This is a genomic window from Variovorax sp. GW821-FHT10D07 (genome assembly GCF_059415325.1).
Genome location: NZ_JBWKMZ010000002.1, coordinates 739950 through 753449, shown reverse-complemented (window position 1 = coordinate 753449; position 13500 = coordinate 739950). Strand labels below are relative to the sequence as shown.

General features: G+C 70.2%; 12 protein-coding genes. 3 read left to right on the top strand and 9 right to left on the bottom strand.

What is annotated here, in order from left to right:
* The first annotated feature begins 4 nt into the window (after positions 1–4).
* A complete protein-coding gene (locus AC07PU_RS08820; protein WP_495316784.1) occupies positions 5–1357 on the top strand; it encodes a Rieske 2Fe-2S domain-containing protein in 1353 nt (450 codons plus the stop codon).
* Here the strand turns inward: AC07PU_RS08820 and AC07PU_RS08815 are convergent.
* The 6 genes from AC07PU_RS08815 to AC07PU_RS08790 all read right to left on the bottom strand — a co-directional run bounded on the left by AC07PU_RS08815 (position 1337) and on the right by AC07PU_RS08790 (position 5503).
* Positions 1337–1684: a DOPA 4,5-dioxygenase family protein gene (locus tag AC07PU_RS08815; RefSeq protein ID WP_093343195.1), complete on the bottom strand. Its 348-nt coding sequence runs from the start codon at positions 1682–1684 to the stop codon at positions 1337–1339. The two genes, AC07PU_RS08820 and AC07PU_RS08815, sit on opposite strands and share 21 nt — an antisense overlap.
* A gap of 28 nt (positions 1685–1712) precedes the next feature.
* Positions 1713–2351, bottom strand: a complete 639-nt coding sequence (locus AC07PU_RS08810) for a DUF4166 domain-containing protein (protein WP_495316781.1) — start codon at positions 2349–2351, stop codon at positions 1713–1715.
* A complete protein-coding gene (locus tag AC07PU_RS08805; protein WP_495316779.1) occupies positions 2348–3415 on the bottom strand; it encodes an SRPBCC family protein in 1068 nt (355 codons plus the stop codon). The genes AC07PU_RS08810 and AC07PU_RS08805 overlap by 4 nt, the downstream gene beginning before the upstream one ends.
* A gap of 37 nt (positions 3416–3452) precedes the next feature.
* On the bottom strand, positions 3453–4385 hold the full coding sequence (locus tag AC07PU_RS08800; protein WP_495316777.1) for an SAM-dependent methyltransferase: 933 nt from the start codon (positions 4383–4385) through the stop codon (positions 3453–3455).
* Between the two features lie 35 nt (positions 4386–4420).
* On the bottom strand, positions 4421–4852 hold the full coding sequence (locus AC07PU_RS08795; RefSeq protein WP_495316775.1) for a thiol-disulfide oxidoreductase DCC family protein: 432 nt from the start codon (positions 4850–4852) through the stop codon (positions 4421–4423).
* A gap of 63 nt (positions 4853–4915) precedes the next feature.
* The gene (locus AC07PU_RS08790; protein ID WP_057592450.1) at positions 4916–5503 is read right to left on the bottom strand and encodes a GbsR/MarR family transcriptional regulator; all 588 of its coding nucleotides are present in this window, start codon (positions 5501–5503) and stop codon (positions 4916–4918) included.
* Positions 5504–5626: 123 nt separating this feature from the next.
* Here AC07PU_RS08790 and AC07PU_RS08785 point away from each other — a divergent pair, with 123 nt between their 5' ends.
* Complete coding sequence (locus tag AC07PU_RS08785) at positions 5627–6724, top strand: PA0069 family radical SAM protein (protein WP_093343187.1); 1098 nt, start codon at positions 5627–5629, stop codon at positions 6722–6724.
* On the opposite strand, the gene AC07PU_RS08780 is transcribed toward AC07PU_RS08785, so the two are convergent.
* From AC07PU_RS08780 to AC07PU_RS08770, 3 genes are all read right to left on the bottom strand, one after another.
* Complete coding sequence (locus AC07PU_RS08780; protein WP_495317257.1) at positions 6675–8168, bottom strand: efflux transporter outer membrane subunit; 1494 nt, start codon at positions 8166–8168, stop codon at positions 6675–6677. The two genes, AC07PU_RS08785 and AC07PU_RS08780, sit on opposite strands and share 50 nt — an antisense overlap.
* A 2-nt stretch (positions 8169–8170) precedes the next feature.
* The gene (locus tag AC07PU_RS08775; protein WP_495316772.1) at positions 8171–9454 is read right to left on the bottom strand and encodes an efflux RND transporter periplasmic adaptor subunit; all 1284 of its coding nucleotides are present in this window, start codon (positions 9452–9454) and stop codon (positions 8171–8173) included.
* A 119-nt stretch (positions 9455–9573) separates the two neighbouring features.
* Complete coding sequence (locus AC07PU_RS08770; protein WP_495316770.1) at positions 9574–12777, bottom strand: efflux RND transporter permease subunit; 3204 nt, start codon at positions 12775–12777, stop codon at positions 9574–9576.
* Positions 12778–13052: 275 nt separating this feature from the next.
* Here AC07PU_RS08770 and AC07PU_RS08765 point away from each other — a divergent pair, with 275 nt between their 5' ends.
* Positions 13053–13493 (top strand): DUF2000 domain-containing protein, encoded by a 441-nt coding sequence (locus tag AC07PU_RS08765; RefSeq protein ID WP_495316768.1) that lies wholly within the window; start codon positions 13053–13055, stop codon positions 13491–13493.
* Positions 13494–13500 lie beyond the last annotated feature (7 nt).

Sequence of the window (13500 nt, the reverse complement as noted above, 5' to 3'; positions counted from 1 at the left end):
GACGATGTTGAGCGAAGAGAAGAACCGCCTGCTGACCGAAGTGGGCCCCGGCACGCCGATGGGCGACTACCTGCGCCGCTACTGGCACCCGGTCGCCGGTGCGAGCGAATTCGATGCGCAGGCGGTCAAGCCGCTGCGCATCCTCGGCGAGGACCTGGTGCTCTACAAGGACCTCGGCGGCCGCTACGGGCTGGTCGACCGGCGCTGCCCGCACCGCAATGCCGACATGGCCTACGGCTACGTCGAGCAGTGCGGGCTGCGCTGCAGCTACCACGGCTGGCAGTACGACGCGGGCGGGCAGTGCGTGCACCAGCCCTTCGAGGAGACGCTGGATCCGGGCGCGCGCATGCGCCGCAACACGCGGATCAAGGCCTACCCGGTGCAGGAGAAGGCCGGCCTGCTGTGGGCCTACATGGGGCCGCAGCCCGCGCCGCTGCTGCCCGACTGGGAGCTGTTCAATTGCGCCAACGGTTTCGCGCAAGCGGTGTTCGCCGAGATCCCGTGCAACTGGTTCCAGTGCCAGGAGAACTCGATCGACCCGGTGCACTTCGAGTGGACGCACAACAACTGGACCACGCGGCTGCAGGGCGAGGAAGGCCCGTACGTGCCCACGCACCTGAAGCTCGCGTTCGAGGAGTTCGAGCACGGCTTCGTCTACCGGCGGCTGCGCGGCGGCGAGCGCGAGGACAACCCGATGTGGACCGCGGGGCGCGTCACGCTGTGGCCCAACGGCTTCTTCCTCGGCCATCACTTCGAATGGCGCGTGCCGATCGACGACCAGCACACGCTGAGCGTGCTGTGGGTGTTGAGCCGCGTGCCGACCGAGCAGGAGCCCTATGTGCAGGAACGCATTCCGTCGTGGTACGGGCCCACCCGGGATCCGGTCACGGGCCGCTGGATCACCAGCCACGTCGCCAACCAGGATTTCGCCGTGTGGGTGGGGCAGGGCGCCGTCACCGACCGCACGCGCGAGAAGCTCGGCCAGAGCGACAAGGGCATCGTGATGATGCGGCGCCGCTTCTTCGAGGAACTGGAGGCGATGCAGGCCGACCCGGCGCACGAGCCCAAGGGGCTGATCCGCGATCCGCGGAAGAACCGCGACGTGTTCCTGCCCTCGGCCTGTCGCGAGGAGATGGCCAAGGGCCTGCCGCGCCGGGAGCTCGCGGCGCATCCCTTGCTCGGCCCCTATCTCAAGGATTTCTTCGGCCAGGCCGGGCAGCCCGAGGCGGTGCGCGCGGCCTACGAGCAGGCGATCGGGCAGAAGGTGGAGGGCGCGCGCTTCTTCAAGGTGCACGGCGCGCCCGCCGACGGCGCGGCGGAGGACGCGCCGTCCCGGTCAGTGCCGGAACATCCTTAGGTCGAGCGCGCTCTCGTTGCCCAGCCACATCGCGTGATCGGTGTGGTCGGCGAGGTCGTTGCCGGTCACGCCGTGCACGAACACGTCGAGGCCGTCGCGGTGGCTGTCGAGCCAGCCGATGACCGCATCGAACTCGGCCGCGTCGAAGGCGAGCTGGCAGCTCCAGTGCGGATGCGGGCCGACCGGCCGCTCGTGCACCCGGCCCACCACCACCATCAACTCGCGGCCCGCCTGCTCGCACAGCGCGCGGGCCTGGGCCACGGTGGCGGGGCCGAAATAGACGTGGGCGTGGTACTGCGGGTAGAGGTTCTCGGGGCGGCGCGGCATGGTGGGGCGATTGTGGCGCCGGCGCGGATCACCTGTCGCAGGGAAGGTCGTCGGGCAGGCGGAAGCTGCCGCTGTAGCGGAACACGTCGCCGAACCAGCGGTGGCGCAGCAGCATGCGCATGCTGAAGGCGTCGGGGTCGCGCGGGTCGGGCCGTTCCTCGACATAGGCCGTGCCCATCAGCAGGCCCAGCGGCAGCGGGATGCGCAGGCGGCCCAAGCGCCAGACGTAGCCGCGGTCGCGGAACACCAGCGCACCGTCCTCGGCGCTCACCGCGAGGCGCATGCCGATGCCGAAGCGCACGTACTCGATCACCAGCGCGCCGTCGGCCGCGTCGTGTTCCATGTGCGAGCGGAAGTGGAAGGGCGCACGGCCCGCGAAACGGAAGATGCGGTCCCAGTAGAGGTGCGGCTCGTCGGGCCGGCAGCGGTAGTGGACCTCGATCGGCACCTCGCGCCCGGTGTAGGGCACGAGGGCGCCGAACAGCCGGCCGAAGGGCATCAGCAGCGCGGCCCAGGGCGCATGGTGGACCTCGTGCATGGTGCCGCGCACGCAGACGTGGTCGTTCGAATGCGGCGCCATCGTGTAGTGGCGGCGGATCGCGTCGCCCAACCGGTCCCAGGCGGGGCCGAGCGCTTGCTGGAAGACCGGGCGGGTGTTCTCGTTCATGGACGGATCATGGCGCCTGCCGTGGCCGTGCCTTCGCTGCGGGCCTTGTAGAAGCGCAGGATGTTCTCGGACGCGTCGTCCAGCAGCAGGTGCATGACGCGGTCCGCATACCAGTTGAAGCTGGTGCTCAGCCGCCACGAGACCTCGACGCGCAGCTCGGTGCCGCCGTCGCGCGGCGTCAGCGTGTAGGTGGCGTCGCGCAGGTCGAAGTACTGGCCGCCGATCATCACGTGGTCGTCGAGCGCGCCGGCGGGAAAGGAGTCGGGCGAGAAACGGAAGCGCCACTGCAGCCGGCGGTTGGGCTGCCAGTCGGTGATGACTTCCTCGAAGTGCACGTTCTTCTGCCACCGCACCTGGCGCACGCGGCCCTCGGGCGTGTCGACCGTGACACCCGACACCGGCATCGGCACGCCGACCTGGTAGGCCCAGGCGCCGTCGACCTCGGCGGGGCGGATGTCGCGCGCGGCGTTGAGCTCGTGCCACACGCGCTCGGCCGGCGCGGCGATGAAGAGCGTGCGCGAGGTGTTCGAGAACCGGTCGGGGTTGGGCAGGTTCGGCTCGATGGCGCCGAGCACCAGCGGCAGCAGCGCGAAGCCATAGAGGGTCTGCTTCGGCCAGTGGGTGATGCGGCACACGATGCCCATGGCCAGTCCGCCGATGCTGCCCATCACCGCGAACAGCGGCACGATGAAGGCGGCGCAGATCAGGCCCTCGATGAACACCGCCAGCGTGCCGCCGACGAACAGCGCGGTCGCCACCCAGGGCGCCCAGAGGTAGTAGCCCCAGCTGCGCCGCTCGATGCGCTCGGCCATGTAGACCGTGACCGCGCCGCACAGCGCGGGCGTCAGGTAGACGAAGGAGCCCAGCATGGCCGAGTAGAGCTGGCCGGGGCCGCCGCTGAAGATCAGGCGCAGCACCAGCGCCATCGCGGCGCCGATCCCCATCGGCCAGAACCAGCCGAAGGGCATGCCCTGCACGGGCTTCCTCGCCGGCGGCTCGTCGCTCGCGGCCGGTTCGATGGGCGCCAGCTCGGCGAGCCGGCTGTCTTCGGGATCGATGTGCATGGAAGTCCTCTTCTCCTCGGTGTGCTTGTTCGTGTGTTCAGTCGGCGCGCCGCGTGGCGCTGACCATGCAGTAGTCGAAGTCGCGCCAGAACAGGCCCAGCGCGAGCGCGCAGTAGCTGGCGACGATGTGCTTGCGGCGCCACGGGCTCAGGCGTCCGCGCGCCTTCCAGAGCTCGGCCAGCGTGAAGCGGGTGGCGAGCGCGGGGATGTGCAGCGCGCTCGGCGCGACGCGCCAGCGCAGCGAGCGCACGTCGATGTCCTCGAACCCGTGTTCGCGCAGCGCGGCCACGAAGTCCGCGCGCACGGCCAGCGTCGGCACGGCCCAGCTGTCGGCCCACAGGCGGTGCAGCCAGCGCGCGAGGCGGCCGGGCTCGCGGCGCAGCAGGAAGCCGTCGACCACCACCAGCCGCGCGCCGGGCTTGAGCAGGCGCGCGGCCTCGCGCACGAAGTCGGCCTTGGCGGTGCCCTCGGCGTAGCAGGCGCTCTCGAGCGCCCAGGCGCCATCGGCCTGCGCGGCCGGCAGGCCGGTGCGCGTGTAGTCGGCCTCGAGGTGCGCCATGCGGTCGGCCACGCCGGCCTGCGCGTCGAGGCGCGCGGCGATGCGGTTCTGCACCGGCACGTTGGTGACGGTCACGGCGTAGAGGCGACGGTCGTCGCCGACCAGCGTGCGCGCGGTGGCGCCGGCGCCGCAGCCCAGGTCGAGCACGCAGTGGCGGCCGTCGGCCGTGGGGCGCTCGCCGAGCCGCAGCGCGCGGCCGACCTCGCGGTTCATCTCGACCAGCATGCCTTCGCGGCGCAGCGGATTCAGGCCCGCGCGCCAGTAGCCGAAGTGCATGTTGTAGCTGGGGCTCCAGGCGCCGTAGTCGGTGGCGACCTCGGTGAAATAGTCCTGCGTGTCGGCACGGCTGACCGGGGCCGAGGCCTCGGCGGTGTGCGGCAGGCGGAAATCGGGCTGGAAGACGCTGGGCATGCGATGAACTCCTCGTGGGGAAGGCGGTGCGGACGTCAGAGCCGGCACTGGCCGTCGGCGCAGGTGCGCGAGGCCTTCGCGGCCGGGCCGGCGAGCAGGGTCACGAGCCAGTCGGGCAGGCGCTGGCGGTTGCGCGCCAGCGCGGCATAGGCGCGATCGGCCAGCGGCGCGACCAGCGGCAGGTCGAGCAGGGCGCCGCCGTTGGGCAGGCCGACCGCCTCGCGGCAGGCGCGGATCGCGGGCACGCCGACCTGCGCGCGGCCGGCGGCATCGACCACGTGGATCGCGGTCATCAGGGCCTCGCGCGGCGCCGGGCCGGCCTCGAAATCCGGCGGCGAGCAGTCGACCAGAACGAGCCGCCCGGCCGCGTCGCGCGTCTTCATCGCGCCCATTTCGGCGCTGCACAGGCGGCAGGTCGCGTCGTAGTAGACGGTCAGCGGGTAGGCGATGGCGGTGGGACGGGACATGATGTTCTTTGTTCTCGATATTTCTGTCAAAACAGAAATGAAGGGGCAAAAAAAGAGCCGGCCTCAGATCATCGGCAGGCTCGCATGGTGGGCGTCGGGATCGTCCTTGCCGGTGGCGGGCGCGGGCGCATCGCCGCGAACGAACTTCTGCACGCTCGCGCCCAGCGTCAGCACCTTGTCGAGCGTGCCGGGCGACAGCCGCAGCATCTCGTCGGCCCAGGTGGCGAGCTTGGCCATCAGGTCCATGGTGGAGCGGATGCGGTCCTGCGCATCGGCCGATTCCTTCTGGAAGTCGGGGCTCGCGACGATCTCGCGCAGCACGCGGATGGTGGGATCGAACTCGCGTTCCTTGCGCTCGCGCACCACGGTGCGGAACAGCTCCCAGACGTCGACGCTGGTCTCGAAGTAGTCGCGCCGGTCGCCCAGCATGTGGGTGACGCGCACCAGGTTCCAGGCCTGCAGTTCCTTCAGGCTGTTGCTCACGTTGGAGCGCGCCACGCCCAGCGTGTCGGACAGCTCCTCGGCATGGATCGGCTTGCCGTGCACGAACAGCAGCGCATGGATCTGCGAGACGGTGCGGTTGACGCCCCACATGGAGCCCATCTCGCCCCAGTGGAGGACGAACTTGCGTTGGATGTCGGTGAGTTCCATGCGCTGGAGTCTAGGACTTCCGAAATTTCTGTCAAGAAAGAAATAGAAAAATCGCGGTGGCTTGGTCGAATGGTGAAATACTGTATGTTTAAACAGTAAACCGACTCGCGAAGGAGTTGCGCCATGCCACCCGCCGCCTACATTCCCATCCAGGCCATCAAGGGCCGCGGCGCCGCCACGCGGCTCGCGCACCGCTTCTCGAAGGACGAGCGCGATGCCTTCGACGACGGCTGGGGCACGCTCGAGGAGAACGCCGCCGAGGCCGACGAGCTCGAGCCGCTGGCCACCGAGGTGCGCTTCGAGGACGTGAAGTCGGCCATGAACGAGAACGACTCGCCCGACATCTACTTCGACCGCTCGATCAACCCCTACCGTGGCTGCGAGCACGGCTGCATCTACTGCTTCGCGCGGCCCACGCACAGCTACCTCAACCTGTCGCCGGGGCTGGACTTCGAGACCAAGCTGATCGCCAAGCGCAACCTGGTCGAGGTGCTGCGCCGCGAGCTGGGCCGCAAGAGCTACCGGCCCAGCCACATCGCGATCGGCACGGCCACCGACTGCTACCAGCCGATCGAGCGCGAGCTGCGCATCACGCGCTCGCTGATCGAGCTGCTGTCGGAGGTCAACCACCCCTTCGGGCTGGTGACCAAGTCCAGCGCGATCGAACGCGACCTCGACCTGATCGCGCCGGCCGCCGCGCGCGGCCTGGCGGCGGTGTACGTGACCGTGACCACGCTCGACGGCGAACTCGCGCGCAAGCTCGAGCCGCGCGCCGCGGCGCCGCACCGGCGGCTGCGCACCATCCGCACGCTGGCCGAGGCTGGCGTGCCGGTGGGCGTGAGCGTGGCGCCGCAGATTCCGTTCGTGACGGAAGACATGGAGCAGGTGCTCGAGGCGGCCTGGGAGGCGGGCGCGCGCAGCGCCTTCTACACCATGATCCGGCTGCCCTGGGAGGTGGCGCCGCTGTTCAAGCAGTGGCTGGCGCTGCACTACCCGCAGCGCGCCGACCGCATCATGGCGCGCATCCACGACGTGCGCGGCGGCAAGGACTACGACGCCGACTTCGCCACGCGCATGAAGGGCACGGGCCTGTGGGCCGACCTGCTGCGCCAGCGCTTCGAGAAGGCGACCGCGCGCATCGGCTTCAACCGCGAGCGCATCGCGCTCGACCTCAGCGCTTTTCGGCCACCTGGCGCGCCGGGGCAGGGCAGCCTGTTCTAGCGGCGAGCGCGGCGTCCGCGTTGCCGTCGCCGCACCAGTCGCCGCCCAGTGCCTTCACGAGGAACACCGAGGTCAGCAGGCGCTGCCCCTGCAGCTGCGCGGCCTGGCGTTCCACCGTCAGCAGCGACTGCTGCGCGGTGATCACGTCGAGGTAGGTCGAGGCACCGCCCTCGTAGCGGCTGTTGGCCATGTCGAGCACGCGCCGCGCGGCCGCCACGGCCGACTGCGCCTGGGCGGTCGCGCGCTCGAGTGCCGCGAGGCCGTCGATGCCGTCCTGCACCTCCTGCATCGCGGTCAGCACGACGCGGCGGTAGTTGCCGACGGTGGCGTCGTAGCCGGCCTTGGCGAAGTCCACGCCCGCGCGCACGCGGCCGCCGTCGAACAGCACCTGCGTGGCCGACACGCCGACCGACCACAACAGGCTGGGCGCATCGAACAGCGACTCGATCAGCCGGCTGTCGACGCCGACCGTGGGCGCGATCAGGATGCTCGGATAGAAGGCCGCGGTCGCCACGCCGATCTGCGCATTGGCCGCGGCCATCGCGCGTTCGGCCGAGGCCACGTCGGGCCGGCGCTCGAGCACGTCGGAGGGCACGCCCAGCGGCACCGCGGGCGGGCGGATCTCGCGCAGGTCGGTCGCCAGCGCGAACGAGGGCGCGGGCGTGCCGGTCAGGGTGGCGAGCGCATGCTCGTACTGCGCGCGCTGCTTCTTGAGCACGTCGACCTGGGTCAGCGTGGTCTCGAGCAGCGCCTGCTGCTGCGCCACGTCGAGGCCCGAGACGGCGCCCAGGTCGTGCCGCGCCGTCACCAGCTCGAGCGCGCGCCGCTGCAGCGCGATCGAGCGCGTCAGCACGTCGAGCTCGATGTCGGTGGAGCGCAGGTTGAAATAGCTGCTCGCCACGTCGGCCGACAGCAGCAGCCGCGTGTTGGCGAGGTCGGCCGCCGACTGCTCGGCCGAGGCGCTCGCGCCTTCCACGCTGCGCTGCACGCGGCCCGCGAGGTCGAGCTCGTAGCTGGCGTTGAGCGAGAGCGCGAAGTCGTTCTGTACCGTCGACGCATTGGCGGTGTTGTAGTTGGTCAGCGGCCGGTTGGCCGAGATCTTGAGCCGCGAGGCACGCGTGCCCAGGCCGAGCTGCGGGTACTGCGCGGCCGAGCTCGAGGCCAGCGTGGCGCGCGCCTGCGCGAGCCGCGCGCCGGCGATGGCGAGCGTGGGGCTGCCGGCCACGGCCCGGTCCTGCAGCGCATCGAGCTGCGCGTCGCCGTAGCGCTTCCACCACGGGCCCTTGTCGGCGATGTCGTTGGGCGTGCCTTCGCGCCACGGTGCTTCGAGCTTCCAGCTCACGGGCAGCGGGGTCTCGGGCGCCTTGTAGTCGGGGCCGACCGCACAGCCCGCGGCCAGCATCACGGCGGCGAGCGCGATCGCCGCGAAGGCGGGACGGCGCATGCTCACGCGGGTTCCTTCTTGGCCGCCGCCGGTGCTGCAGCCGGTGCCGCGCCGGGCTTGGCGCCATCGGCCGGCGCATCGGGCGCCACCGCGACCACGTCGCCATCGGCCAGCGAGTCGGAGGGATTGAGCACCATGCGGTCGGTGCCCGCGAGCCCGTCGACCACCTCGACGTTCTCGCCGTAGTTGCGGCCCAAGGTCACGGCGCGCAGGCCGACGCGGCCCTGTGCGTCGACGATCGCCAGCCGCGTGCCCTCGGCACGGAACAGCAGCGCGTTGGCCGGCACCGTGAGCGTGCCGCTCGCGGCCAGCGGCAGCTCGACCTGCACGTAGGCGCCCGGCAGCAGCGCGCCGTCGCGGTTGGGCAGCGAGACCTCGACCTGCATCATGCGCGTGGTGGTGTCGATGGCGCCCGCGGTGCGCGCGACCTGGCCGCTGAACTTCTGGCCGCGCAGCTCGGCCTGCGTCACCACCACCGGCTGGCCGGCCTTCACGAGCTGGGCATAGGCCTGCGGCACGTTGATGTACACGCGCAGCGGATCGGTCTGCGCCAGCACGAACAGCGCGCGGCCGGCGCCGCCACCGGCGCCGGCATCGATCAGGTCGCCGGTGTCGACGTTGCGCCGCGTGATCACGCCGGCAAACGGCGCGACCACGCGCTTGAAGCCCTCGGTCTGCCTGAGCCGCTGCACGTTGGCATCGGCGGCCGCCACGTTGGCGGTGGCCTGCGCGACGGCGCTGCGGCGTTCGTCGAGGTCCTGCTGCGAGACCACGTCCTTCTTGCGCAGGTTCTCCCAGCGCGCGGCCGTGCTCTGCGCGAGCTCGAGACCCGAGGCCGCCTGGTTGCGCGCCGCGATGGCCTGCGACAGCTGCTGGTCGATCTCGGGCGTCTCGATCTCGGCCAGCAGCTCGCCCTTCTCGACGCGGCTGCCGATGTCCTTGGTCCAGCGCTTGAGGTAGCCGCTGGCGCGCGCCGAGATCGGCGACTGCACGTAGCCCTGCAGCGTGCCCGGCAGCGCCAGCTTCTGGCCCGCGGTGGGCGTGCGCGGCAGCGCGGTCTGCACGTATTGCTTGGCGTGCTCGACCGTGCTGGCCTGCAGTTCGCGCGCGTTGGCGATGCGCACGAACACCGTGCGCGCCGCGCCGAGCGCCAGCAGCACGAGCACGATCAGCACCAGCCAGCGGGTGCGCCGCACGATCTGGCGCCGCCGCAGCAGCTCGGGGCCGTCGCCGTCGTCGCCGGCGATGGGGTGGATGGCCAATGCCGAATGGCGTTGCTCTGTCATGCGCTATACGGCGCGGGGCCGTTTCCGTGGCGGGCCGCGCGGCCGTGGGAGGGCTGGGTGCGCGGCAGGTACAACAAGTCGAACAGGGTCTCGAAAGGGTCGGATGGCGCGGGCATCGCTCAGTGCTCCTGCGCGGTGGCGCCGGCCGGCGGATGGGCGCCGCCGTGCGCGGCGCGCCGGTGCGCGAGCCAGCTGTGCACGCCCGCATAGACCGCGGGCACGAAGAACAGCGTCGACACCGTCGCGAACAGCAGGCCGCCGATCACGGCGCGGCCCAGCGGCGCGTTCTGCTCGGCGCCTTCGCCCAGGCCCAGCGCCATCGGGATCATGCCGATGATCATCGCCAGCGCCGTCATCAGCACCGGGCGGATGCGGGTGGCGCCGGCCTCGAGCGCGGCCGACAGCGGCGGAATGCCCGCGGCCAGCCGCTCGCGCGCGAAGGACACCATCAGGATCGAGTTGGCCGTGGCCACGCCCATGGTCATGATCGCGCCCGTGAGTGCCGGCACGCTCAGCGTGGTGCCGGTGATGAACAGCATCCAGGCGATGCCGGCCAGCGCGGCGGGCAGGGCGGTGATGATGATCGCGGCGTCGAGCCAGGACTGGAAGGTCACGACGATCAGCAGGTAGACCAGCACGATCGCCATCGCCAGGCCCACGCCCAGGCCGATGAACGAGGACTGCATGGTCTGCACCTGGCCGCGGATGTCGACGCGGCTGCCGCGCGAGAGCTTGGGCCGCATCTCGTCGACCAGCGCCTGCACCTTGCTCGCCACGCTCGCGAGGTCGGTGCCCTGCACGCTGACGTAGACGTCGATCACCGGCGCGATGTTGTAGCGCGACTGGATCGCCGGCTGGCGCGCCGCGCGCGCGTCGACCAGGTTGCCCAGCAGCTGCTGCGCGCCGCCGGCCGCGGCCGCGCCGCCCGCGCCCACCGGGATGTTGAGCAGCGAATCGAGTGAGTCCACGTTGTACTGCGGCGTCTGCACCGCGATGCTGTAGACCACGCCGTTCTGCGGATTGAGCCAGTAGGCCGGCGCCGTCTGCGAGCTGCCCGACAGCGCGATCAGCACGTTCTGCCCCACGTTGGAGGCGGTCAGGCCGTACTGCTGCAGCCGCGAGCGGTCCATCGTCAGGTCCACCGAGGGCCCGTCGAGGCGCTGGTGCACGTGGGCGTCGACCGCGCCCGGGATCTGCCGGATCGCCTTGGTGAGCTCGGCCGCGCGCGCCGCGTTGCCCGCGATGTCGTTGCCGCTGAACTGCACGTCGATGGCCGCCGGCAGGCCGAAGTTGAGGATCTGCGTGACGATGTCGGCCGGCTGGAAGAAGAACTCGATGCCCGGGAAGCGCTTGGGCAGCTCGGCGCGCAGCGTGCTCACGAACTCCTCGGTCGGCCGGTGGCCGTCCTTCAGCGACATCAGGATCTCGGCGTCGAAGGTGCCGATGGTGCCGGCGTTGCTGTACGACAGGTTGATGCCGCTGTTCGGCACGCCGAGGTTGTCGAGGATGGTCTCGAGCTGGTCGGGCGGCACCAGCTCGCGGATCGCGGCCTCCACCTGGTCGGTGAGGCGCGCGGTCTCCTCGATGCGGGTGCCGGTGGGCGCGCGCATGTGCAGCCGGATCTGGCCGGCGTCCACGGTCGGGAAGAAGTCGCGGCCCAGCGCTGGATAGAGCAGGCAGGACAGCAGGCAGAAGCCGAGGAAGACCGCGATGAAGCCGCCGCGGCGCGACAGCAGGGCCGACAGCAGCAGCGTGTAGGCGCGGCGCACGCGCTCGAAACGGCGGTCGAAGGCGCGGTACACGCGCTGCAGCGCGCTCGGCTTCGCGTTCTCGTCGGCCTGCTGGCCGTGCACGCCGCCCATCAGCAGCATCACCAGCGTGGGCACCAGCGTGCGCGACAGCAGGTAGGAGGCCAGCATCGCGAACACCACGGCCTCGGCCAGCGGCACGAACAGGAAACGCGCCACGCCCGAGAGGAAGAACATCGGCACGAACACGATGCAGATGCACAGCGTGGAGACGAAGGCCGCGTTGCCGATCTCGCCGGCGCCGACCTCGATCGCCTCCTTGAGCGGCGTGCCCATGTGCAGGTGGCGCTCGATGTTCTCGATGGTCACGATCGCCTGGTCCACCAATATGCCGACCGAGAGCGCGAGCCCGCCCAATGTCATGAGGTTGAGCGTTTCGCCGAGGCCGTAGAGCACCAGGATCGAGGCCAGGATCGACAGCGGGATGGTCAGGCCGATGATCAGCGTGCTGCGCCAGTTGCCGAGGAACAGCAGCACCATCGCGGCGGTCAGCGCGGCGGCCAGGATGGCTTCGAACACCACGCCCTTGACGGCCGCCTTCACGAACACCGACTGGTCGAACAGTGGCGTGATCTTGATGTCCTGCGGCATGGTCTGCGCCGCCACCGGCAGCATCGCGCGCAGATTGGCCACGATGTCCAGCGTGGAGGCGCCGCCGTTCTTGAGCACCGACAGCAGCACGCCGCGCACGCCGTCCTGGCGCACCACGTTGGTCTGCGGCGAGAAGCCGTCGCGCACATAGGCCACGTCGCGCACATAGACGGTGGCGCCGTTCACGGTGCGGATCGGCAGGTCGTTGAGGCCCGCGATCGCATCGGGCGAGCCGTTCATGCGCACGCCGTACTCGGTGGCGCCGAACTTGGCGGTGCCCGAGGGCAGGATCAGGTTCTGCGTGTTGATCGCGTTCACCACGTCCGACGGCGACAGGCCGCGCGCCTGCAGCGCCTGGGTGTCGAGGTCGACCGAGATCAGCCGGTTCTTGCCGCCGTAGGGAAAGGGGATCGCCGCGCCCGGCACCGTGATGAGCTGCGGGCGCAGCTGGTTCACGGTGGCGTCGAACAGGGAGTTCTCAGAGCGCGTGGGGCTCGACAGCGCGAGCTGGATCACGGGCACGCTCGAGGCCGAGTACTTGATCACCAGCGGCGGCGTGATGCCCGGCGGCAGCTGCCGCACCTGGGCCTGCATCGAGGCCACCACCTGCGAGATCGCCATCTCGATGTTGGCGGTGGGCTGGAAGAACACCTTGATGATCGACACGCCCGCCAGCGACTGCGATTCGATGTGCTCGATGTCGCTGACGGTGGTGGTCAGGCCGCGCTCCACCTGGCCCGAGATGCGCTGGCCCATCTCCTGGGCCGGCAGGCCGGTGTAGTTCCAGATCACCGACACGACCGGGATATTGATCTCCGGAAAGATGTCGGTGGCCATCCGCAAGAGGACGAAGGGCGTGGCCAGCACGATCAGCATCGCCATGACGATGAAGGTGTACGGACGACGCAACGCGAGCTGAACCATGGACGGGTCTCTCTGCTTCCGGCGAAAAAAGGTTTCGCATCATAAGGAAGTAGTTTTAAGTTTGTTTAACTTAGTTACTTGGCCCTTTTCGGTGCGATTTTCGGGGTGGGACGGGCGACGCATGGAGCGTGCCGGATGGGGCGGCGGTGCGTGTATCCGAGATTGAGTTGTACTCATAAAAATAGGACCGGTAGGTCGAATTGGTGGCCGTTTAGATATGATTTATGACTGGTTTATGATTAAGTGATACTCAATTTTTTCTTCTTTCACCCGCCATGAGCCAGACCGATCCTTCTCCTGCCGCGCTGCCCGAGCGCTGCGTCATCGTCGTCGACGCCGCCTTGCCGCCGGGCCTGGCCGCCAATGCCGCGGCCGTGGTCGCGCTGACCGTCGGCCAGCGCCATCCGGGGCTGGTCGGCGCGCCGCTGGTCGATGCCTCGGGCCGCTCGCATCCGGGCCTGATCCCGATCGGCATCGCGGTGCTCGGCGCCTCGCAGGACGAACTCGTGGCGGTACGGCAGAAGGCGCTCGCCAACACCGAGTGCGACGTGATCGACTTCCCGGTGCAGGGCCAGCAGACCACCAACTACGCGGCCTTCCGCGAGGCGGTGGCGAGCGTGCCGGCCGAGGCGCTGCGCTACGTCGCGGTCGGCTTCGTCGGCGAGCGCAAGCCGCTGGGCAAGGTGGTGTCGAAGCTGGGGCTGCTCGGGCAGTAGGTGGGCT

What these genes read in the sequence shown, in the direction of transcription:
- AC07PU_RS08820 (WP_495316784.1), top strand. Translation starts at nt 5, where the DNA reads ATGTTGAGCGAAGAGAAGAACCGCCTGCTGACCGAAGTGGGCCCCGGC.
- AC07PU_RS08815 (WP_093343195.1), bottom strand. Translation starts at nt 1,684, where the DNA reads ATGCCGCGCCGCCCCGAGAACCTCTACCCGCAGTACCACGCCCACGTC.
- AC07PU_RS08810 (WP_495316781.1), bottom strand. Translation starts at nt 2,351, where the DNA reads ATGAACGAGAACACCCGCCCGGTCTTCCAGCAAGCGCTCGGCCCCGCC.
- AC07PU_RS08805 (WP_495316779.1), bottom strand. Translation starts at nt 3,415, where the DNA reads ATGCACATCGATCCCGAAGACAGCCGGCTCGCCGAGCTGGCGCCCATC.
- AC07PU_RS08800 (WP_495316777.1), bottom strand. Translation starts at nt 4,385, where the DNA reads ATGCCCAGCGTCTTCCAGCCCGATTTCCGCCTGCCGCACACCGCCGAG.
- AC07PU_RS08795 (WP_495316775.1), bottom strand. Translation starts at nt 4,852, where the DNA reads ATGTCCCGTCCCACCGCCATCGCCTACCCGCTGACCGTCTACTACGAC.
- AC07PU_RS08790 (WP_057592450.1), bottom strand. Translation starts at nt 5,503, where the DNA reads ATGGAACTCACCGACATCCAACGCAAGTTCGTCCTCCACTGGGGCGAG.
- AC07PU_RS08785 (WP_093343187.1), top strand. Translation starts at nt 5,627, where the DNA reads ATGCCACCCGCCGCCTACATTCCCATCCAGGCCATCAAGGGCCGCGGC.
- AC07PU_RS08780 (WP_495317257.1), bottom strand. Translation starts at nt 8,168, where the DNA reads ATGCGCCGTCCCGCCTTCGCGGCGATCGCGCTCGCCGCCGTGATGCTG.
- AC07PU_RS08775 (WP_495316772.1), bottom strand. Translation starts at nt 9,454, where the DNA reads ATGACAGAGCAACGCCATTCGGCATTGGCCATCCACCCCATCGCCGGC.
- AC07PU_RS08770 (WP_495316770.1), bottom strand. Translation starts at nt 12,777, where the DNA reads ATGGTTCAGCTCGCGTTGCGTCGTCCGTACACCTTCATCGTCATGGCG.
- AC07PU_RS08765 (WP_495316768.1), top strand. Translation starts at nt 13,053, where the DNA reads ATGAGCCAGACCGATCCTTCTCCTGCCGCGCTGCCCGAGCGCTGCGTC.